We start from the raw sequence: 19,433 nt of genomic DNA on the forward strand, positions 1-19,433 counted from the left end.
GTGACGACGGTGGTGCCGATCGATCGGGCCTTCGCCCGTGCGCGCTGGCAACGCCGGCGCTCTGGATGCGCTACATAGACCGCGTCGGGGTTGGCGGAAAATCTTTTAAAACTCCGGCGATGCACAACAAGGAAGCTCGCCGATAAGTTGCCCACGTGCAACTTTTGAATCAGTACGGTTTGACTTCGTTCAGGGCCAATGTAGCCTCACCCGTCTCATCCCCCATTCGACTGGCCACGAATTCTGCTCCTGGAAAGGTGAGGTGGACATTTGAGCGTGGCTATAGACGGGCAGTCCGGTAATCGTTATTTCGGATATACCACCCCATCACCAAATCATCCCGTGAATTTTCAAGGGCTTTTATATTGAAAAAAGTGCAACGCAGTTTTGCCGTCGAGTACAAAAGCGGCAGACGAAAACTCGATACTAGGTCGAACTCGATCTGGGGCAACGTGGACCTAAAATCCGTCGCTCGCGACCTAGACAAAGAGGCAATGCCGTTTCTGTCGGATAGCTCTCAGAGTGGCAAATCCAACAGCGAAATTTCTCTACCAAAACCAGATCAGGCTGAGTCGTTGTTGACACCGCCTCTTGAGCCGTCGACAACTGCATCAGATACACAGGAGACGAGCATGGCCGACGAGACTGATACTGCAACCAGTGCCGATGTGCCGGCCGTTGTCGAAACGCCAATTACGCCGAAGAAACAGCGCAAACCCAGGGCCAAGAAAGCCGCGACACTCGAAACCGCGTCAGCTGACACTACGGCAGAGCCAGCAGCTGCTCTGGCCGGCGCCGGTGGTGTGAAGAGGAGAGGGCGCAAGACAAAGGTGGTCGAAGCTGCGGCGAGTGCCAAACGCGCACCGGTGCGCCGCGCTCCAAAGGCTGTGCAGCCGGCGCCTGCCGCGCCGATGACCGCGATCGATGAGATGGCAGACCTATTGCAGTTGGAAGAGGAAAATCAACGGCTGCGCAAGCTTCTGGCTGAAAAACTTCGCGCTGAAAATGCCGATCTGCGCAAACGGCTGAAGCTCGATTGATAAAGGCAGCCGGTCAACCGCCGGGCGCATTTCCATGCTTATCAAGATACACATTTTGGCGGCGGTGGATGCTGTTGCCAGAAGTAAAACACACTGCCTGCTTGCGGGATAACACGCGAGGTCGGATAGATGGCGTCTCCCTGGAAATTCCTTGCCCGACTGATCTCACCGGGACGCGAACAAAAGCGAAAAAACGGCTCGACCGAGAAGGTTTCGCCGGAGGCGTTGCCTAGTTCTGGTCCGACTGAAACGCCTGCCGAGGACAGCCTGACCAGCGCTGCTCGACCGGCAAGCGAGGAGCCACCTCGTCACGATGAAGCCGCTGCAATCTCCGCAGTGCCAGTGCAATCCGAAGAAGCCGAAAACGATGTCCACGACAAGGTCGACGGCGAAGTTGCCGAAATCGTGGAGGTCGCTGATCCCGCTATATCAGGTGGTACTGGTTTCGACGTCACCGCTGCGAATGATGCCGCTAGGCTCAAGCGAATTGCCGAGTCGCACCGCGCGAGCAAAGGAGCCGCAGCAAGGAAGCGGTGGCGATTGCAAACGATCCCCAATTTATCCAAACTGCAAACGGGATGAGCCTCGATGACTAGATCAGGATGCTCAGGGATCAGCTGGCCAGAAAGCTAACGTTGCAAAACGCGCAGTTGAGAAAAATGCTGGAGCGGTTTGAACCATGAGCGTGACGCGCTGCCTGCCTTTTAAGCTTGTTGCAGGTGTCCTTTCAAGGCGATAGAGGCGGCATCCTATCTTGCGACCTATCCTCACGACGGTTATACTGTTTTTGAAAAACAGTATAACCCTGGAGTCGAGCTATGAAGTCCATCGACCTCATGTATCAGACGATGCTCGCTGAGCTCGGTCAGCGCTCGCTCGACGCCGCTTGGACGGCCGATTTCCCTCCGGAGGGTCGGTTCACCCCGGCAAACATCAAGGGGCGCAAGTACTGGTATTTCGACATCCCGGATGGACATGGTGGTACGAAACGTCGTTACGTCGGTTCCGCTGATGATCCGGTTATCGCACAGCGCGTAGCTGATCATAAGCGGGACAAGGACGATCTACGCGCTCGCAGGCGCTTGGTAAATACCCTGACCCGCGAAGGCGGGATGATCGCCCCTGACGCCATGTCGGGCGATATCGTCGAGGCTCTTGCCGATGGCGGTCTCTTTCGGCTCCGGGGTATTCTCATAGGCACGGTGGCCTTTCAGTGCTATTCAGGACTGCTCGGTGTCCGTCTTCCCATGGCTGCGATCCTGACCGGCGATGCTGACATCGCCCAGGACTATGCCATCAGTCGGGAGGTCGAAGATAGTCTGCCTTCGATCCTTGAGTTGCTGCAGGGCGTCGACGCCAGCTTTCGTCCAGTTCCACATCGATCGGGAGCCGCGGTCTCGTCAGCGTTTCAGAATGCCGACGGCTACAGGGTTGAGTTCCTGACGTCGAACCGTGGTTCGGATGACTACATCGATCAGCCGGCGAAGATGCCCGCTCTTGGTGGCGCCAGCGCGGATCCACTGCGCTTTCTCGACTTCCTCATAAGGGAACCCGTCAGGACAATGCTGCTCCACCGAAGCGGTGTTCCGGTCGTCGTCCCTGATCCGTCCCGGTATGCCGTCCACAAGCTAATAGTCGCCAGCCGCCGAAACACGGACGGGCAGGGGCCGGCGAAGCGTGAGAAGGACATCCGACAAGCTGCGCTGCTCTTCGAAGCGCTGCAGCAGACAAGGCGATCTACTGACTTGGCGCTCGTCTACAACGAAGCATGGAGGCGCGGGCCTACATGGCGAGAAGGTATTCGAACCGGGGCGGGAATGCTGCCAGCACAAGATGCCGAGCGGCTCAACACGGTCCTGACCGAGGGCGGAAAAAGAAACGGCGAAGAAATTGAACTTCCGTTTGGAGAATAGGCCGTCTTTCAAGGCTAAGCAGTTGATTTGATTCGAAGTCGTGAAGACAATGAAGATGAATATGGTCCTGCGGGGTCCTGTGCCGAATATCTGCATCGCACGGTCTCAGATCTGGCCCCGGCCAGCGCCGGGCAGGCGAAGCGCTGATCTACATAGCAAGGGGGTCAATCGAGAAGATCGCGGTCGGCGACGTGCTCCTGATACGCAAGGGCGACGTCGTACCGGCCGACGGGGCTCTCGTCAGCGAAGTCGCGACGATCGACCAGGCGGTCCTGACCGGAGAGCCCTTAAGGGTGCGCATCGCGAGGGATGGCAACATTTCAAGTGGCGCTACGAACGAGGGGGACGTGATCGAAATCCGCGTTCTAAGTCGCGCCGAGACAGCACCTATGCCGGAATACCGGAATAGTGAGGCTCGTGGAAGCATCGAGGCGCTCCAAGGCGAAGCTGATGCGACTGGCCGACCGGTTCTCGGTGTGGTTCTTGTTCGCCACGGTAGCGATTGCAGGCGTCTCGGCGTTCATGTCCGGAGACCTGTCAAGGATCGTGGCCGTGCTGGTCGTCGCCACGCCCTGTCCGTTGATCCTGGCCGTACCCGTCGCACTTGCGAAGGAGGGCGTTCTGGTGAAGGGTGCGGGACCTCTCGAGGCACTCGTCCAGGCCACCGTGGCGGTGTTCGACAAGACGGGGACGCTCACCGCGGGACAGCCCGAAGTCGGCCACATCGAGGGATCGGAGCATCCTAACAGGATCCTGCGGCTGGCCGCCTCGCTGGACCAGGCGTCGGGCCATGTGGTCGGACGCGCGCTGGTGGACGAGGCGCATAGACGTGGGTTGGTAGTGAGCCGCCCATCGGAGGTGACCGAGACCGCGGGATCCGGAATCGTCGATGGCGTGCGCGTCGGCGTCGGAGGAGACGCCTATTTCGCAGAGGCGCCGCCGTCCGGGCCTAACGGGTCAGGCAGCGCAATGCGTGTCAAGGTAGTGTTTGACGGCACGCCGGCTGGCACGATCACGCTCGAAGACCGGCTTCAATACCTTCCGCCAGTCGGCGGGGCATTGCTTCAGGAGGCCATCGACGTCGCGGTCATTCTAACGCCCTTCGCGCCCTCTAATGGGCGAGAAGCACTAGTAGCTCGGCCTTGACGAGAAGTTCTCGAGTGACGCCGCCGAGGATGAACTCACGAAGCCGCGAATGGCCAAATCCGCCCGCGACCAGAAGGTCCGCCTTTCGTTCCAGCGCGGCCGATTGGATGGCGCCTGTCGCGGTCTCGCCGCCTGCCTGGATCGATACGTCATCCACGTCGAGTCCCGAATGCTTCAACGAAGAGATCAGGAGGGCGCGGTTCGCCTCGTCGATCTCCTTGTCGTCGGTGATCGAGATGACCTGCACCTTGATCGCGCGTTCGATGAAGACCCGTGCGCTGGAAAGGGCGCGCGCTGCGGTGGCGCTGCCGTCCCAGGCGACGGCGATCGTGTCCACACGAGAGTAGACGCTGGTGGCTGGAAATAGCACGAGCGGACGGCCGCTTCCGAATAGCAGCGTTTCGGAGAGTTGCCGGGAGAGCTCCGAGGCTTCGACGATGGAAAGGTCGTAGCACTTGGCAATTTCAGAAAAGCGTTCATAGACGAACGGTTCCCTGACCTCGAATCCGTGGATTCGCACCTCGAAGCCAGTTTCCGAAATAGCGTCGGCGATGTGTCCCCGCAGCGAAGTCCCGCTGTCCCGGCTATACCGTTCTGCTTGTCCCCGCCATGTCTCGACATCGATAACGGTGGGAAAGGGCGGATGGACCTGGGGGATCCGGACTTGTGGAATACTGGCGACGAGATGGGCGTCATTCTGCCTAGCGAGGCCGATAGCATTGTCGATTATGGCGAAGGAACTCGCGTCGGGATAGGTCGACAACGGGAGATGGAACTGCGGCTTCATGCTTGCCTCCTGAGGTTAAACTTCCGTCATGATGCATGCCGCTGAGAGAGTTCGCATTGCGCTTGGTCAAGGCCGCGGCGCAATGAAGCTCCTATAATCGCGCCTTCATCGAAGCTGGAGGATACGGCCATGACGATCAATCTGACGGAGATCAACCCCGGTGAGTGCTACCGCATCCTGGAGAACGAGCGTTTCGGTCATCTGGCATGCTGCAAGGATGGGCAGCTCTACGTGGCGGCGATCTATTTCGCCTTTTCCAACGGCGTCGCCTATAGCTTCACCATGCCCGGCAAAAAGCTCGACTGGATGCGGGGAACGACAAGGTCTGCCTACACATCGAGCAGCGTTCGAGCGCCGGCGGGTGGACGAGCATCGTCGTCGAAGGCAGGTTCGAGGAATTTCCTGACAGCGAGGCGCGACAAAGCGAACGGCTCCACGCGTGGTCTTCTCCAAAAGTATTCGGACTGGTGGGAAATCGGCTCTATGAAGCCCCAGGAGTTCCCCATGCCCGATGGCTCTCCTCATGTCTTCTACGGCATTGCCGTCACGGCCGTGTCGGGACGCAGTGCAGTCAGAACGGAATGACCGTCGATGCTCGAGCCGAACCCGCATCCCACAATCGGAGCACCACATGCCATATCTACGCGGCCTATATCCAAGCGCCACATCTAATTTCACCTCGCACCCGCGTTTCGCGCGGGCGCTCTGATTCAAGACGAGATCTTTGCCGGTCGGCCGCGGTCACTGCGGATTTGACGGCGTCCGCCGCCCGGCGAGGGCTTCGATGCTTTGAATTTCCGACTCGACTTGCCCGCAGTATCGACCACGGTGATGCGGTCGAGGTTCTTTCGGACTATGTCGAGGGCGAGCTGGAGGAGTATCCTAGAGAGGTGGCGCGACTGTGTGAGGCCGGGTCACGAACGTTGTCGCACGCCGCCGAAATGTGTCGCGACGTCGCCGCCGGTCAGGCCAACGAGGCTGAAGCGAAGACGGTCGTGTGAAGCCCGCGGCTCATCGGATGGTTCGCAAGACGAGCACGGTGCATGGTGCGCGCTGCACGACGTGGTCCACGACCGAGGCGAAGACGCGGTCGAGCACGTCGTCGCGGCGAGAGGCGATCACGGCGAGATCGGCGGCATCTCCTTTGCGATGGCGACGATGAGCTGCGACGGGTTGCCCGCTCGGACGTGTATAGAAGCAGGAGTCTCGGTCGACCGCGGGGCTTCCGAAAGCCTGGTCTCGGAGGCTCCCATCACCTCAACCGCCCAATCGTTCGGCGAGGCCGACGAGGGCAGGCCCTCCACCGCGTGAACGAGGTGGAGGCTTCCGTTGGGCGCGATCTGCGCGTGGGCCGTTTCGACGAGGTGGAGCATGCGTTGCCGGGATCCTCGGCCGATGGCGCCGTGGCGAACATGTCAGTATATGTCCTTGCCAGACAGGCTAACGAACTCGGTCGTCAGTCCGTCGTCATGCGCTTCCTTGAGAAGCCGATCGGCGCTCATGATGTCGAGACACATGGTGCCCGTGAAGGATTGCCGCAGGGCGCAGCAGAAGTGATCTCTCGCCCATGCCTGGCCTCGCGGCGTCGCCGCCGTCACTTCCCAGCGATCCTCGTCCCGACGTCCGAGAACAAGGTCTGCGGACGTTCGCTCGACGGGAGGAATGGTCGTGGCAGCGTTCGTTTCTGTCTTGCCGGTCTTTTCTTGTTCGCGCATGTCCGTCTCCTTTGGATGAGGTCGTGGCGCTGTGTCCAGGAGCCTATCTGTCCCCGGGCGTTTGTCTTTGACGAGCATCAATCCGGATGTTTGACCGGGATCAAGCCAAGGTGGGGAAGGTGGCGATACGACTGTGGCCTGCGGCGTCTGCCGGACGGACCTTCACGTCTGCGAAGGAGACCTCTCCCAGCCAAAGCTTCCTCTCGTTCCAGGGCATGAGATTGTCGGAACCGTGATCGCAACGGGCGAGGGCCTTCCTCGTCGCCTTGTCGGTCAAAAAGTCGGGGTACCTTGGCTGGGCCATACCTGCGGGCACTGCGCATATTGCCGAGAGGGTCGCGAGAACCTGTGCAACGATCCTGGCTTCACGGGTACACAATCGACGGCGGCTTTGCGGCCCATGCGGCGGCCGAGGCGGGCTACGCGTTCGAACTGCCTGAAGATGCGGACCCGGTGGCGACCGCGCCTCTTCTCTGCGCGGGCCTCATCGGGTGGCAATCCCTGAAGATGGCGGGCGAGGGGAGGACGATCGGCATCTATGGGTTCGGCGCGGCCGCCCACATCCTCGTGCAGGTGTGCAAGCATCGAGGCCAGAGCGTCTATGCGTTTGTGCTTCCCGGTGACGAGGCCGGACGGAAGTTCACGCTTGATCTTGGCGCCGTCTGGGCCGGGTTTTCCGGTGAAAAGCCGCCGGTGCCGCTCGACGCCGCCATCATCTTCGCGCCGGCCGGCGAGCTCGTGCCAATGGCGCTCGACGTGGTGCGGAAGGGCGGAACGGTGGTCTGCGGCGGCATCGACATGTCAGACATTCCGAGCATGCCCTATCGTCTGCTCTGGGGCGAGCGGCGGGTCGTCTCGGTGGCGAACCTGACGCGGAGCGACGGGGCGGAATTCTTCTCGATCGGGAAGGCGGCAGGGGTCAGATGCTTCACCAGCGTCTACCCCCTCGAGCATGCGAACGAGGCTCTCGACGATCTGCGCGCAGGCCGTGTCTCTGGAGCCGCCGTGATCGTTCCGTAGCCGATGTTCCCCTTGACAAGGATCAATGCGCTTTGCTTGCGCTACACAAAAGCTTCTTCGTCAAGACGTCCGCCGACAACCGGCGGCGCTTCCGCAAGGAGATCAGAGATGTCGCGTTCGTTGCTCGCCTTGGCGGCGCTCTTCATCGCAGGTGAGAGCCTATTGTCGGCTCCAGCCGTTGCAGACAGCCTGTCGCTCGCGCCGATGCTCCAGCGTGTCGTGCCGAGCGTCGTCAGCATCTCGGTGCAGGGCAGGGAACTCGACGACGCGGATGCAACGCTTGCTGATCCCTTCTACAGAAAGTTCTTCGGACTACCTGACGACGCTGCGCCGGCAGAGCACAGCTTCCAATCGGCCGGATCGGGTGTCGTCATCGACGAGGTCCACGGCTACATCGTCACCAACCAGCATGTCATAGCAAGCGCCTCAAAAATCGAGGTGGCGCTCTCCGACGGCCGACGCTTCCAAGCGAAACTTGTCGGCGCCGATCCCGAGACGGATGTCGCTGTCGTTCAAATTCCACCTGATCATCTTGTTCAAGCCGAGTTTGGAAGCGCGTCCTCGCTTCACGTCGGCGACGTCGTCGTGGCGATCGGGAATCCCTTCGGCCTGGGCCAGACCGCGACGATGGGCATCGTAAGCGCGCTTGGGCGCCGTGCCGTGGGATCGGAGGGGTACGAAGGATTCATTCAGACGGACGCGTCGACCAATCCCGGCAATTCGGGCGGCGCGCTTGTAAGCGAGGACGGCGTCGTGGTCGGGATCAATAGCGCGATCATCGGCCCCGCCGGAGGAAGCATCGGCATCGGTTTTGCGGTCCCAGCCGAGACTGTCGGCATCGTGATGCGGCAGCTCATCCTGACCGGCAAGTTGGTACGCGGCGAGGTGGGAATTTTAACGCAGGACCTGACGCCCGGTCTCGCAAAGGCGTTCGGCATCGATGAAGGGGCGGGCGCGCTGGTCAGCGAAGTCCTTCCGGGTTCACCGGCGGCAAATGCAGGAATTCAGCCGGGCGACGTCATTCGGATGGTCGACGGAAGGACGGTGCGCGGCGCGTCCGACGTTCGAAGGCTTGTGGGATCGCTACCGTTGCAGTCCAAGCCGTCCTTCCAGATCGACCGCGCGAGCCGAAGGATAGAAGCATTTCCCGTGGTGTCCGACGCACCGGTTGCCGAACCGGCTGCTCCGCGTACCATTCATATCGGCCGCGGCCCTCTCGCCGACGCCGAGATGGCGAACTCTCCCGATGGTCCCGGCGCCCGCGTCGTCGTCGTCGCCGAGGGTTCGGTCGCGGCACAGGCCGGCCTGCAGCCGGACGACGTTATCGTCGCTCTCGACCAGCAGCCGGTGACGGACGTCGGGCAACTCCTCTCAATACTCGTGAAGGAGCATGCCCGTGCTCTCATCACCGTCGTGAGGAACGGCCACCGCCTCTTCGTGGCCGCTGACGTGCAGACCCAGTAGCAGCCCGCAGACCGTGTTCTGTCCGCTGAAATTCCAAGGTCGCTCTCGTGCTTGATGAAGATCAACGGCGAAAATCTGCGGCGCTGTCACGATCGGCACGTCGCAAACCTGAAGGAGGTTGTCATGAACGACATTCAACTCAGACAGAACATTCTCGACGAAATGGAATTCGAGCCCAGTATCGACGCGGCTGATATCGGCGTCGCGGTCGAAAGCGGGATCGTCACACTGACTGGTCACGCGCGCACCTACGCGGAGAAAGACGCCGCAGAGCGCGTGGTTAGTCGCGTCAAGGGCGTGCGCGGAATAGCTGCCGATATCGAGGTCCGGATTTTCGGGCCGAAGGAAACAGACGACGACGACATCGCCCGGCGAGCTGTCAAAATGCTCGACTGGAACGTTTCCGTGCCAAAGGATTCGGTGCAGGTGCGGGTCCTCAAAGGGTGGATCACCTTGCGGGGAGAGGTCGAGTGGCAATATCAAAAGAACGCTGCCTACGACGCCGTGCGGCATCTCGCCGGCGTAGTAGGGGTGTCCAACCTAGTGGAGCTGAAGCCGCATATTACGGCGGTGGATGTCAAGAAACGCATCGAGGATGCTTTCCAACGCGACGCCGCTCTTGAGGCCGATGCAATCAGAATCGACGTCCAAGGCAGAAAGGTAATCCTCTCCGGCAAGGTGAAGACCTGGTCGGAACGGCAGGCGGCGGAGCGCGCTGCATGGTCCGCTCCAGGGATCAGCACTCTCGACGACCGACTGACGGTCGGGTGATCGAATATCGGGATTGGCTAGACGTTACTGCTCTGCCCACACTCAGCAGCAAGGGCGCCGCTGAGCGCCCTTCGCATAGAGCCCAATTTCCTTGATCGACTTGCGCGCAGATCTCGTCTTCGGAATGAAATTCCGCACCACCCGTTGCAGAGCCTCCGTCGCGAGCACAAGGCGACCATTGTTGTTGTTGGAGAGCGACCTTGGGTGGCGACGTAGGCTGGGATCTTCCGCGAAGAAAGATATGAGTCCCCGCAACGGCAGCGCGATTGAGGTTCGGGTTTGATTTTTCTAAATTGAAATCCTGCTGTCGAGCAGAATCGCTATTAGGCCTCGCGGCGAGCAGCAGCCTGAGACGGGTCGACATCTCCGATGCAGTGTACGGCTTCTTCAGCCAGCCGGCGCCCGCTTCGATCTCCTTTTCCGCGGCATGGGGTTCAGAAAAGCCCGACGTCAGGAGAATTTTCACCCTCGGCCAGCGCTCCCGGACATTCCGGGCCAGTTCGTCGTCGTTCATTCCCGGCATGGCCACATCACTGAACAGGAGCGCTACGTCATGCCCCGCCTCCAGCTCCTTCAACGCGTCGATCCCGTTCGTAGCTTCGATCACGAAGTAGGCAAGCGTCTGCAGGCGGCTGACCGTCACTCGGCGAACTCTCGCGTCGTCCTCGACCACCGGGATAGTTTCCGTGCCCCGAGGCGGGGCTTCCTCAGCCCGCTGCTCGTTCGGATGAGAATCCTTTCCGGCGTCGGCGCGTGGAAGAAAGAGGCGCACCGTCGTCCCTTCGCCAAGTTCGCTGTAGAGCTGCAGGTGCCCTGCGGATTGCTTTGCGAAACCGTAGACCATGCTCAGCCCAAGCCCCGTTCCCGAGCCCGTCGGTTTCGCGGTGAAGAACGGTCGAAAGCCCTCTCCATCACATCGGACGTCATTCCGGTGCCGGTGTCGGTCACGGAAATGAGGACGTAGCTGCCGGGGCGGATCGCCGGGGTACATCCCGACATAGTCGAAGTCGATCTTGCAACAGAGCCCTTGCAGGCGGGCACCTCAAAGCAGACAGGAGCTGCGATGGAGGACAAGGCTTCGCAGGTTCTATCGAGCACGAAATACAGCACTGCTATCAAGCAGTTGGCAGGATCCGTGCTCTCACAATCCAACAAAAAGCGCTGATGAACGAACAAAAACTTTCGAACCAGTTTCTGTTGTTTTTCCCGGGCTTCTCGTCAACCAGTCTTATTCCGTTTCCTGCCACCTTAACTCATCATCTTCCGGAAAAGCGGCAGTTGGTTGCGAACATCCAGTGCCTCGGTCGGTGGACTCCGCTGAAGCGCCTATTTGAAGTCACTCTGCCCCAGATACGCTTCAATGCAGCTAGGAATGGGAAGCGATGAGCAAAGTGCGTAGGAGATCAAAGTTTCCCACTCCTTGTGGCCTGCCGAGGTCGGCGATCGATGACAGGCGTAATCGAGAGACACTGGCCTCCGAGACATCAATGCCGCTTGGGGGAGACGTATCTGACAACGTTGGTTGTAAATCCGCTTTTGTTTGCCGATGCACATTCAGTGCCATGGCTGGATCGCATGGTTCAGATACACGCAGATAGACATCGCGACCGATCGCGCGCGTGCCCGGCCTCGCCGAAAAGGTGCCAGATGTGACGGCAGCCTTGCATGCAAAGCTCGACGAGCACCGGGCGTTCGTGCGGGAGCGTGGAGAAGACTTGCCGGAAATCCAGAATTGGCGCTGGGCACGCTCCTCCTAGTGCGACAGAGGACCGGATTGGGTAGCGACTACCACCAGCCATACTGCCGCAGCTACGCCGGCACGCAGGAGAAAGGATTCGAGTGCGAGGTGGCAACCTCGCCTTCGACTTGGGGTGTCCCACGGCAATCGCAGCCTTTGCAGCGTCAGCTACCTGTTTCGAGTCCTGTTCGTTCTGCAAACGATGCGATCTTAAAACGTCCTGGAGAATGATCGCCGGGTCATGCTGCAGCCGTCAACGAGAGGCAGCTAAGGGTGAAGCCCGGTCCCATCGCCGTCAGGACAGTTCTCCTGGGTAGTCCTTGCGCAAGAAGCTTCTCGAGTACGAACAGCGCGGTTGGCGAGGACATGTTCCCATAGTCCGAGAGAACCTCACGTTCCTGGTCGAGGGTTCCCTGGCTTAGTTTAAGCGCCGATTCCAAGGCGGTGATAACCTTTGATCCACCGGGGTGGCACGCAAACCGGTCAACGTCGGCAGGAGCAAGATCTGATCGGGCGAGTATGGACGTTACGCCCTTCAGCACATGAGTTTCGGCGAACGGTGGTATCGCACGATCGAAGATCACGCCCAGACCCTCCGGATCGACGCTCCATCCCATGATGTCTAGCGTGTCGGGCCACGTATGCTGGCCTGCAAGTTCGACCTCGGCCAGACCGGTCTCACTAGCACGCACCACGCAGGCGGCGGCCCCGTCGCCGAAGAGGGCGGTCGCCACGATGTTCGCCTTCGTAAGCTTGTCCATGCGAAATGCCAACGTGCAGGTCTCGACGGCGACCACCAGCACGACTGAGCCTGGCCGGGATGCCGCCAGCCGTGACCCGATTGAAAGCCCAGAGACTCCGCCGGCACAGCCGAGGCCAAACACGGGAACCCGTTCGACATCGTCCCGGAAGCCCAGTTCTCGGCTTACCCTCGCTTCCAGACTAGGTGTCGCAGTACCAGTCGAGGAGACGGTTACGATCGTGTCGACATCGCCTGCTGCAATGCCCGCCGACACGAGAGCCTTGCTGGCGGCGGCGACGAACATTGCACCCGCGCCCTCGATATGAGCGAGGTTTCGTTCGGGCCATCCCGACGTCTCGAGATACCACTCGATCGGCCGGACGGCATAGCGGCGCCGAATTCCCGAGGTTTCGAACACCCTTGCCAGCTTTTCGAAATCGCCAAATCGCGATGAGAACGCGGTGTGCGAGGCTCGCGCCGCGTCACGCTGGTCGATGACATGTGGCGGAACGGCGGTGCCGACGGATACCAGCTTGACGGGTTGCTGCATAAGACTCCTTGCGACGGCGCGGGAAGAATTTGGTACGCCGCGCGAGGACGAGACCGAACCGTAACGCCTCGATCCTCAATAAGTTGCAATGCGGGCGAGCCTGACGCCGCACTTCGTCGGAAGGCTTCAGAGACGACGACGCGTGAAGAATGCCTCCCGCGGCTTCGTGTCTGCCTTGATCCACGTCAATGCGCTCAACAAGTTGGCTCCGTAATTGTCCGATCGAAAAGGAGACAGCGCGATGCTTGCTAGAGACATCATGACGACCCCGTGACGACGCTCGACGAGGGACACAACGTCAGGGAAGCCGTCGAGATCGTCAACGCCAGCAAGATCGGCGCGGTGCCCGTCATCGATGGCGAAGGGCGGCTCACCGGCATCGTCACCGGGGAGACCTGCTGCGCCGGGTGGCGTCATCCTGGGCGAGACGGGCGGTACCGCATACGCGCGACCGCGAAGATGCACTGGCGGACTATGTGAAGGCCCGAAGCTGGCGCGTCAAGGACGTGATGTCGACGCCCGTCGTCAGCGCCGCCCCGAGCGCAACCGCGAGCCAGCTCGCAGAACTCCTGCAGGCCCACGACATCAAACACCGAACGGCAGACTCGCCGGCATAATCAGCCGTCACGACTTGATGCGAGCGCTTCTCGATGTTCGACGGCAGTGTACTGCTTCCGGCGACGAGGCCCTAGGGACGGCCGTTCGTGGCCGCCTGGAAACCGAGTTCGAAATAAGGTTCCCCATCGTCAATGCGACCGTCTCCGACGGGGCAGTGACCCTGAGGGGAGAGGTCGAGACGGAGCTGGAATGCTCGGCGGCCAGGGTGGCGGCGGAAAGCATCCGCGGCGTCGGCGGCGTGGTAAACAACATCACCCTGGCTACCGCATGGTGAGCTCTCTCAAACTATGAAATCGTCCCTGGAGTTTCCGTCATGTTTGTCAGGGTCATCGCAGACGCCGTCGCGTCGAGGTTTCTCCTCGTCATCCTGATCCTCATGGTGGGGACGGTCGTGAGCGTCCTACTGGTGAGGCCATCCGACGACTCCCGAACCGGGCGCGTCGAGCGCTCTCTCTGACCCGTGAGTGCGCGATGAACATCTGGCCCTCCAGGATTTAATTGTCCGGCCGCGTCCCGCAAATGGCGCGACGGATTCGATGCTCTCCGAACTATTCGGCTTCATCTGGCTGATGGGAAGGCGTCATCAGGCGTTGGTCGCAGGGCTGTCCCTGGCTCTTTTCGTTATCGGCGCGGCGCCTCTCGAACTCCAGCGCCGGATCGTCAATGAGGCGACCGAGCAAGCGTCATACCGGTCTCTTCTCTTTCTCGTCTCCCTCTATCTCGCGGTCGCAGTGTTGAAGGGCGCGATAAATTCACCTCCAACCTCTAAAGAAGCTGGGTGGGCGAAAAAAGCACGCTTTGGCTCGGGGCGCGCGTTCTGCATCGGGCCGAGACGCCGCCATCGGAATCCACGCTCGAGGGGGTTGAGCTGTCGATCGTCTTTGCGGAAGCGGAACCGGTGGGCAGTTTCGTTGGGACCAGCATCTCCGAGCCGCTACTCCAGATCGGCATCCTTGTCACCGTGGGCGGTTATCTGATCTATCTCCAGCCGCTGATGAGGATGGCCGTCGCAGCCACCTTCGCCCCGCAGATTGCGTTCGTCCCGATGTTAGGCTGCTCACCTGGCTTTTGGAGATGCCGCTCATACCCATGGCCTTGACCAAGTCGTCGACAGAACGAGTCGAGATTCCCTGGATATACGCTTCCTGGATAACGGCCGTCAGAGCTTTCTCTGCCATGCGGCGCGGTTCAAGGAAGCTCGGAAAGTAGCTGCCTTTGCGCAGCTTCGGAATGCGAAGCTCGACGGTGCCAGCCCGCGTCTCCCGATGTCACGGTAGCCATTGCGTTGTGCGAGCCGCATCGAGTTCTTCACACCGAAGTCTGCACCCGTAGCCGAGCCTACTTCCAGCTCCATCAGCCGCTCGGCAGCAAGACCGATCATCTCACGCAACAAATCTGCATCGGCACTCTTCTCAACAAGGGAGCGCACGTTCATCATGTCATTGGTCCTCGGTGATCTTTCCGTCAGGTTGGTCTTGAACAACCCGACCCTAGCGGAAAAACACTGATGGCCGCCCGCAAAGCCGATCACCCGCTACAGCGCAACGAGAAGCGCGCGGGCGCTCGGCTTTACTCCCTACCGTCACCTACGCCACGTACTGGGACACGATCCGATAGAACGGCCACCTTTTCCCGCGTGCAAGTGGCCATATGGGGGTGGCGTAATAACCAGGCATACGCGAGGTCGGTATGGCAGGTTTGATCTCTCCTTCCAGGTCGCTCGCGTTATAGATCGCGACGACGCCGGGCACCGAGAACGCATCGCCGACATCGATGTTCAGGATTCGGGCATGTGGCTGGTCGGAGCGTCGCAATGCGATATGCAACATACCGCGGCGCCATGTCATCGACATACTGACCAACACCCGTCAGCAGACGTGGATCTTCGGTGCGCTTGTCCCGCTTGCCGACAAGTTTGGGCCGCAGCTCGACGGAATGGTCCTGCTGGCTCATTCGTAGAACTCCACACCCTTTCGCAACTCTTGCCATTGCGCGTCGTCGTGGCCGAAAATGATAGAAGCTCCCCGCTCCCGAAGAGCTTTCAGGCGAGCGAGTGCCTCTGCGGCGAGTTCGATGTTCCAAGTATTTCTCGGAGCGATACCGGTGTCGACGCTCGCCTGGAGCGGGGCAGCATCTGAAGCGAGTATAAATGAACCATCTTTTTCCAGCTCGACACGGGCGACGGTCATTCCGGGGGTATGACCCGGCATGGGCAGCAAGACGATGCGCCCGTCGCCAAAGACGTCATGCTCGGCATTGAAGGTCTGGAAACCCTGGGGCTGGTCCCATTCTCCTCGAAGATAGCCTTGATTTTCTGCACCGCTTGCCGTGGCGGCCTGCGCCTCCGCTTCGTGGCAGAGGATCGTTGCGCGCCGAAAGTACGCGTTGCAGCCGCAATGATCGGGATGCAGATGTGAACAGATCACAACATCTATGTCCTCGGGATCGAGAGCAAGAGTCTTCAACTGATGAACGACCGTCCGCTCTGGCGAAAAGATCGGGGTCATAACCTTGCTTAACCCACCCCATCGCGCGCCTGGATCGATGGCGGCCTCTGGATTGCATCCGCTATCGAACAGCGCGTTGCCTTGGGGATGGCGCATCAGGGTGGCGTGAACCGGCAATTCAATCGCTTCTTCCTTCAGCGCCCCAGGGACGTAGATGGACCGGCGCATACGAAGGCGGCCGGCCTCGAGAAAATGCATCTTCATCTTAAAGGTCCTCTCTTGCTAGCCAGTTCGCGGACGGCGTTGACGATGTTTTCATAGCCCGTACAACGACAGATGTTTCCTGAGAGCGCTTCCCTGATCTTATCATCGGTTTCCAGCGGATGGTGGCGAAGAAGGTCGATGATCGCCAACGATGAAACTGGGCCTACAAATTCGCATTGCAGGCCATGATGCTGGCGGAACGCTTCTTGGATTCGTCCGAGTATCGACGCTTCCCTGGCCATGGTTTCGATTTCGCTTCCGTCTGCCTGCACTGCAAGCATCAGACAGGAGCGTGCGCTCCTTCCATCGAGAATGACGGTGCAGGCACCGCAAACGCCATGTTCGCACCCGACATGGGTTCCGGTCAGGCAAAGGATCCTGGCGCAGGAAGTGGCTCAGCAGCGTTCGTGCTTCGATCGTGCGCGTCATATACGCTTCGTTGACGCTGACGGTGATCGTCTTCTCACTCATCTTGCTTGAAGCCTTTCGTGGTTCGCGCGGCTCCAGGCGGCGCGACGGGCCCGTTTGGCAAGGACGCCTGAGAGATGCCTGCGGTAATCTGCAGAGGCATGGATATCCGTGTTGGGCGTGAGGATTCCAGCCAGGCGATCCGCCACCGTATCGAGAGCCGGCTCGGAAACATCCGTCCCCTCGATGATGCCCTCGATCTCTTCAAGCCGCAGCGGGGTTTCACCAACGCCCATCATGCCAACGCGAACGTCAGACGCCCTGCCATCTACACAATGCAGCGTCGTCGCAAAGCAAGCGAGTGCGAAGTCCCCGTGGCGTTTTGCAAACTCCTCAAATCCCCATCCGGCATCCGGTCTCATCGCGTCGAGCTCGACGCGAATTACAAACTCGTCCGGTTCCAACGAGTTGACCAGCGATCCGACAAAAAAATCGGCTGCAGGTATTTCGCGTCTGCCGCGCTGAGAGGAGGCGATGACCGTCCCACCGAGGAACCGTGTCATCATCGGCATCTCGGTCGCTGGATCCGCATGCGCGACGCTGCCGCCGAAGGTGCCGCGGTTGCGCACGGTCATATGGGTGACGTGATGCATCGCCTCATGCACGATCGGCAAGTGTTGGCGGATGATCGGGTCTGTCGCGGTCAAGTGATGGCGTACCGTCGGCGCCGATTCTCACCCGATCTCCGTGCAGTTCGATCCGATCTCCATGAACCGACGTTACTACGCGCGGCGCCCAAAATCCCGCGGCCCTGCTCGGATGGATACGATCTCTCTGAGCAGTTCGAGGTTCTCGCCGGTCATGGTGGCCACGTCTTCGATCGTGCAGATATGCATCGAACGAGCCATCAGGCGGCCTTTTGCGCAGTGGAGACCGTCGGAAGCATATTCCACGGCAACAGGTCTTCAAGCCTATCTACCGGTTAATCTTTGATCTGGGTTAGGACGTCCGTGAGGTAGCTCTCGGGGTTGCGGCCATGCAGTTTGTCCGTTCCAATGATGGTCAAGATATTAGCGTTGCGCTATCCCGTTCGTAATTTGCATCGTGTAAGTCTTCACTCCTGATGCTCGTTCTCGGGCCGCGCCACGCAACGCGCGGCCCGTCTTTCGGTTTTCTCAACCCGGGAAATTGCTACTCGGATTGATTGATTATTACGAGTTTATATGCAACCTTCGGTACGATCGCCGACGGTCGGCGCACATCAGGAGGAAAAACCATGATCCGTACTAATGCAGTTGCAGCACTTGTGTTTGCTGTAGCAACCTCAGCTCTTGCTTTCGATGCAAGCAACTTCAAGGATTTTTCAAGCATCGCATCGGCTTCCAGCAGTTGGCAGAACCAGTCCGGCTCGACGATGATCATTCAAGTCGACTCGTTCGGAAATGTCTCCGGCCAATATGTAAACAGAGCCCAGGGCACCGGATGCCAGAACTCGCCCTATCCGCTAACAGGAAGGGTAAACGGGACGTTCATCGCATTTTCGGTCGGCTGGAACAATTCGACGGAGAACTGCAATTCCGCAACCGGATGGACCGGCTACGCACAGGTCAACGGCAACAACACTGAGATAGTCACGAGCTGGAACCTCGCTTACGAAGGCGGCTCCGGTCCGGCCATTGAGCAAGGACAAGACACTTTCCAGTACGTGCCGACGACTGAGAACAAAAGCCTCTTGAAGGATTAATCTCCTCTGCCCTGCCGGCGCTGGCCCGTCAGAGATTGTGGAGCAAGAATTCATCGAATATGGCCAAAGGCTTAGACGAAGCTGCTTTCCCTGCCGAATAAAAGCGCCGCGTGCTCGTCCGCGCGGCGCAAATCCTTATTTGATGAGTTCAATGCGGCCAAAACGGCAAGCTTTCCGGACAAAAGTAAGCATCCGAGGATGCGCCGCCTTGGGGCAAACGCGGCGATCTGATCAAGGTCGTTTGGCACGATGGCCAGGGGGCCTGCCTGTTCACGAAAAAATTGGAGCGAGGAAGGTTTATCTAGCGTGACGGCCAGGGCGCTTGTCTGTTCACGAAGAAGCTGGAGCGCGGCCGCTTCATCTGGCCGTCAGCCGCTGACGGCACGGTGGTGATCACACCGGCGCAGCTCGGTTATCTGCTCGAAGGTCTACAGAAATATCCCTGCTTGTGAGTCTGACGAATCATCACCGGACAAGATCGGGGTGCTGGATCCGAGCCATCCGTTATTTGGACGCTCCTTTAATGTGATGCGTGAGGTGGGACGTAGAGGCGGCAACTTCGCGCCGTCGTATGAGGTTGAACATCGTGGTGGATCGACCTTGCTGATACCCGTGTCTGCGACACAGGGATATGTCGAAGCCTGAAATACTGACGCGCGAAGGACACCATTCGCCCAATTGTGAGGAGAAGGTTTTGCCAATCACTGTGCAACGCCTCCGCCTTGCAGCGGGCATCTAGGTAAAGGCACAGCGCAACAGATGGACACACGAACCTAGTTTGCTCAGCGCCGTACAACTTGCCGCCAGGCTCGATATTCCCGTCAATTGGATTTACGTTCAAATCAGGCGGAAGCGCCTGCTCATCGACCAGCAATCAACCGGAGCATATTTGTTCCAAAATTCCCCAGCGGTCGTCAACGCGGTTCGCGACCTTCGCAACCGTACCATTCATCAACTCGATCTGAGAATCATTCAGCCTCACCAGGAGGGGCATCAACATGCGTTGTCGCTGGAGGGAATTGACTGGCGCGCACGGCAGGAAACCTGGCGCCCCAGCCGGGTTTGA

At 59.8% G+C, this 19,433-nt stretch carries 20 protein-coding genes and 8 pseudogenes; 16 read left to right on the forward strand and 12 right to left on the reverse strand.

Annotated features, from left to right (window positions below; all coding sequences use genetic code 11):
- Positions 1–365 precede the first annotated feature (365 nt).
- From CO671_RS29865 to CO671_RS34335, 4 genes and pseudogenes are all read left to right on the forward strand, one after another.
- Positions 366–1,040, forward strand: a complete 675-nt coding sequence (locus CO671_RS29865) for a transcriptional regulator (protein ID WP_011053291.1) — start codon at positions 366–368, stop codon at positions 1,038–1,040.
- A gap of 129 nt (positions 1,041–1,169) precedes the next feature.
- Positions 1,170–1,723, forward strand: a pseudogene (locus tag CO671_RS29870) (hypothetical protein).
- A gap of 135 nt (positions 1,724–1,858) precedes the next feature.
- Positions 1,859–2,953 carry a GSU2403 family nucleotidyltransferase fold protein gene (locus CO671_RS29875; RefSeq protein ID WP_011053293.1) on the forward strand — a complete coding sequence of 365 codons (1,095 nt, stop codon included), beginning with the start codon at positions 1,859–1,861 and terminating at the stop codon, positions 2,951–2,953.
- 167 nt (positions 2,954–3,120) lie between these two features.
- Positions 3,121–3,985, forward strand: a pseudogene (locus tag CO671_RS34335) (HAD-IC family P-type ATPase); the annotation flags it as partial.
- A gap of 79 nt (positions 3,986–4,064) precedes the next feature.
- Here the strand turns inward: CO671_RS34335 and CO671_RS29885 are convergent.
- Positions 4,065–4,886, reverse strand: a complete 822-nt coding sequence (locus CO671_RS29885) for a universal stress protein (RefSeq protein WP_008534144.1) — start codon at positions 4,884–4,886, stop codon at positions 4,065–4,067.
- 129 nt (positions 4,887–5,015) lie between these two features.
- Here CO671_RS29885 and CO671_RS29890 point away from each other — a divergent pair.
- Positions 5,016–5,471: pseudogene (locus CO671_RS29890) on the forward strand (pyridoxamine 5'-phosphate oxidase family protein).
- Positions 5,472–5,897: 426 nt separating this feature from the next.
- Here the strand turns inward: CO671_RS29890 and CO671_RS34340 are convergent.
- From CO671_RS34340 to CO671_RS29910, 3 genes are read right to left on the reverse strand one after another with little or no spacing between them, the layout of a single operon-like run.
- Positions 5,898–6,008 carry a hypothetical protein gene (locus tag CO671_RS34340; RefSeq protein ID WP_237353325.1) on the reverse strand — a complete coding sequence of 37 codons (111 nt, stop codon included), beginning with the start codon at positions 6,006–6,008 and terminating at the stop codon, positions 5,898–5,900.
- On the reverse strand, positions 6,005–6,259 hold the full coding sequence (locus CO671_RS29905) for a hypothetical protein (RefSeq protein WP_225880286.1): 255 nt from the start codon (positions 6,257–6,259) through the stop codon (positions 6,005–6,007). Before CO671_RS29905 ends, CO671_RS34340 begins: the two co-directional genes overlap by 4 nt.
- A 42-nt stretch (positions 6,260–6,301) precedes the next feature.
- Positions 6,302–6,601 (reverse strand): hypothetical protein, encoded by a 300-nt coding sequence (locus CO671_RS29910; protein ID WP_029875516.1) that lies wholly within the window; start codon positions 6,599–6,601, stop codon positions 6,302–6,304.
- Between the two features lie 136 nt (positions 6,602–6,737).
- Here CO671_RS29910 and CO671_RS29915 point away from each other — a divergent pair.
- The 3 genes and pseudogenes from CO671_RS29915 to CO671_RS29925 form a co-directional block, all read left to right on the forward strand.
- Positions 6,738–7,621, forward strand: a pseudogene (locus CO671_RS29915) (zinc-binding alcohol dehydrogenase family protein); the annotation flags it as partial.
- Between the two features lie 108 nt (positions 7,622–7,729).
- Complete coding sequence (locus tag CO671_RS29920) at positions 7,730–9,085, forward strand: trypsin-like peptidase domain-containing protein (protein WP_011053299.1); 1,356 nt, start codon at positions 7,730–7,732, stop codon at positions 9,083–9,085.
- 123 nt (positions 9,086–9,208) lie between these two features.
- Positions 9,209–9,856: a BON domain-containing protein gene (locus CO671_RS29925; RefSeq protein ID WP_011053300.1), complete on the forward strand. Its 648-nt coding sequence runs from the start codon at positions 9,209–9,211 to the stop codon at positions 9,854–9,856.
- Here the strand turns inward: CO671_RS29925 and CO671_RS29930 are convergent.
- On the reverse strand, positions 9,822–10,700 hold the full coding sequence (locus CO671_RS29930; RefSeq protein ID WP_029875515.1) for a response regulator: 879 nt from the start codon (positions 10,698–10,700) through the stop codon (positions 9,822–9,824). The genes CO671_RS29925 and CO671_RS29930 overlap by 35 nt on opposite strands.
- 775 nt (positions 10,701–11,475) lie before the next feature.
- Between CO671_RS29930 and CO671_RS33915 the strand changes: the two genes are divergently transcribed.
- Positions 11,476–11,613: a hypothetical protein gene (locus tag CO671_RS33915; RefSeq protein WP_257784652.1), complete on the forward strand. Its 138-nt coding sequence runs from the start codon at positions 11,476–11,478 to the stop codon at positions 11,611–11,613.
- A 220-nt stretch (positions 11,614–11,833) separates the two neighbouring features.
- Here CO671_RS33915 and CO671_RS29940 read toward each other — a convergent pair whose 3' ends face one another.
- Complete coding sequence (locus tag CO671_RS29940) at positions 11,834–12,886, reverse strand: type III polyketide synthase (protein ID WP_097608932.1); 1,053 nt, start codon at positions 12,884–12,886, stop codon at positions 11,834–11,836.
- Between the two features lie 270 nt (positions 12,887–13,156).
- Here CO671_RS29940 and CO671_RS29945 point away from each other — a divergent pair, with 270 nt between their 5' ends.
- The 4 genes from CO671_RS29945 to CO671_RS29960 all read left to right on the forward strand — a co-directional run bounded on the left by CO671_RS29945 (position 13,157) and on the right by CO671_RS29960 (position 14,603).
- Positions 13,157–13,366 (forward strand): CBS domain-containing protein, encoded by a 210-nt coding sequence (locus tag CO671_RS29945; RefSeq protein WP_008534154.1) that lies wholly within the window; start codon positions 13,157–13,159, stop codon positions 13,364–13,366.
- 154 nt (positions 13,367–13,520) lie between these two features.
- On the forward strand, positions 13,521–13,778 hold the full coding sequence (locus CO671_RS29950) for a BON domain-containing protein (protein ID WP_029875514.1): 258 nt from the start codon (positions 13,521–13,523) through the stop codon (positions 13,776–13,778).
- 39 nt (positions 13,779–13,817) lie between these two features.
- Positions 13,818–13,961, forward strand: coding sequence for a hypothetical protein (locus CO671_RS33920; RefSeq protein WP_164517822.1), 144 nt, complete (start codon positions 13,818–13,820; stop codon positions 13,959–13,961).
- A 321-nt stretch (positions 13,962–14,282) separates the two neighbouring features.
- Positions 14,283–14,603: a hypothetical protein gene (locus CO671_RS29960; RefSeq protein WP_008534157.1), complete on the forward strand. Its 321-nt coding sequence runs from the start codon at positions 14,283–14,285 to the stop codon at positions 14,601–14,603.
- Here CO671_RS29960 and CO671_RS29965 read toward each other — a convergent pair.
- The 6 genes and pseudogenes from CO671_RS29965 to CO671_RS34350 all read right to left on the reverse strand — a co-directional run.
- Positions 14,560–14,942, reverse strand: a pseudogene (locus tag CO671_RS29965) (transposase); the annotation flags it as partial. The gene CO671_RS29960 and the pseudogene CO671_RS29965 overlap by 44 nt on opposite strands.
- Before the next feature lie 190 nt (positions 14,943–15,132).
- Positions 15,133–15,457 (reverse strand): annotated as a pseudogene (locus CO671_RS29970) (xanthine dehydrogenase family protein molybdopterin-binding subunit); the annotation flags it as partial.
- Entirely contained in the window at positions 15,454–16,215 is a 762-nt protein-coding gene (locus CO671_RS29975) for an N-acyl homoserine lactonase family protein (RefSeq protein ID WP_004674371.1), read from the reverse strand. The gene CO671_RS29975 and the pseudogene CO671_RS29970, both read right to left, overlap by 4 nt.
- A complete protein-coding gene (locus CO671_RS34605; RefSeq protein WP_004674373.1) occupies positions 16,212–16,496 on the reverse strand; it encodes a 2Fe-2S iron-sulfur cluster-binding protein in 285 nt (94 codons plus the stop codon). The genes CO671_RS29975 and CO671_RS34605 overlap by 4 nt, the downstream gene beginning before the upstream one ends.
- Before the next feature lie 186 nt (positions 16,497–16,682).
- Positions 16,683–17,330, reverse strand: coding sequence for an FAD binding domain-containing protein (locus tag CO671_RS29985; protein WP_037145408.1), 648 nt, complete (start codon positions 17,328–17,330; stop codon positions 16,683–16,685).
- A gap of 278 nt (positions 17,331–17,608) precedes the next feature.
- Positions 17,609–17,716: pseudogene (locus CO671_RS34350) on the reverse strand (transposase domain-containing protein); the annotation flags it as partial.
- A 183-nt stretch (positions 17,717–17,899) separates the two neighbouring features.
- Between CO671_RS34350 and CO671_RS29995 the strand changes: the two are divergent.
- From CO671_RS29995 to CO671_RS30010, 3 genes and pseudogenes are all read left to right on the forward strand, one after another.
- A complete protein-coding gene (locus CO671_RS29995; protein ID WP_004674376.1) occupies positions 17,900–18,367 on the forward strand; it encodes an avidin/streptavidin family protein in 468 nt (155 codons plus the stop codon).
- 224 nt (positions 18,368–18,591) lie between these two features.
- Positions 18,592–18,819 (forward strand): annotated as a pseudogene (tnpB, locus tag CO671_RS34550) (IS66 family insertion sequence element accessory protein TnpB); the annotation flags it as partial.
- Between the two features lie 326 nt (positions 18,820–19,145).
- Positions 19,146–19,433: a hypothetical protein gene (locus tag CO671_RS30010; RefSeq protein ID WP_008534161.1), complete on the forward strand. Its 288-nt coding sequence runs from the start codon at positions 19,146–19,148 to the stop codon at positions 19,431–19,433.

The sequence above is a fragment of the Rhizobium sp. M10 genome (genome assembly GCF_002531955.1).
Taxonomy (GTDB): domain Bacteria; phylum Pseudomonadota; class Alphaproteobacteria; order Rhizobiales; family Rhizobiaceae; genus Rhizobium; species Rhizobium etli_C.

Bases quoted from the DNA above. Each gene is read 5' to 3' on its own strand.
- CO671_RS29975 (WP_004674371.1), bottom strand. From the start codon at position 16,215: ATGAAGATGCATTTTCTCGAGGCCGGCCGCCTTCGTATGCGCCGGTCC.
- CO671_RS34605 (WP_004674373.1), bottom strand. From the start codon at position 16,496: ATGCTTGCAGTGCAGGCAGACGGAAGCGAAATCGAAACCATGGCCAGG.
- CO671_RS29885 (WP_008534144.1), bottom strand. From the start codon at position 4,886: ATGAAGCCGCAGTTCCATCTCCCGTTGTCGACCTATCCCGACGCGAGT.
- CO671_RS29925 (WP_011053300.1), top strand. From the start codon at position 9,209: ATGAACGACATTCAACTCAGACAGAACATTCTCGACGAAATGGAATTC.
- CO671_RS29950 (WP_029875514.1), top strand. From the start codon at position 13,521: ATGCGAGCGCTTCTCGATGTTCGACGGCAGTGTACTGCTTCCGGCGAC.
- CO671_RS29875 (WP_011053293.1), top strand. From the start codon at position 1,859: ATGAAGTCCATCGACCTCATGTATCAGACGATGCTCGCTGAGCTCGGT.
- CO671_RS29910 (WP_029875516.1), bottom strand. From the start codon at position 6,601: ATGCGCGAACAAGAAAAGACCGGCAAGACAGAAACGAACGCTGCCACG.
- CO671_RS29920 (WP_011053299.1), top strand. From the start codon at position 7,730: ATGTCGCGTTCGTTGCTCGCCTTGGCGGCGCTCTTCATCGCAGGTGAG.
- CO671_RS29905 (WP_225880286.1), bottom strand. From the start codon at position 6,259: ATGCTCCACCTCGTCGAAACGGCCCACGCGCAGATCGCGCCCAACGGA.
- CO671_RS29995 (WP_004674376.1), top strand. From the start codon at position 17,900: ATGATCCGTACTAATGCAGTTGCAGCACTTGTGTTTGCTGTAGCAACC.
- CO671_RS29940 (WP_097608932.1), bottom strand. From the start codon at position 12,886: ATGCAGCAACCCGTCAAGCTGGTATCCGTCGGCACCGCCGTTCCGCCA.
- CO671_RS29930 (WP_029875515.1), bottom strand. From the start codon at position 10,700: ATGGTCTACGGTTTCGCAAAGCAATCCGCAGGGCACCTGCAGCTCTAC.
- CO671_RS33920 (WP_164517822.1), top strand. From the start codon at position 13,818: ATGTTTGTCAGGGTCATCGCAGACGCCGTCGCGTCGAGGTTTCTCCTC.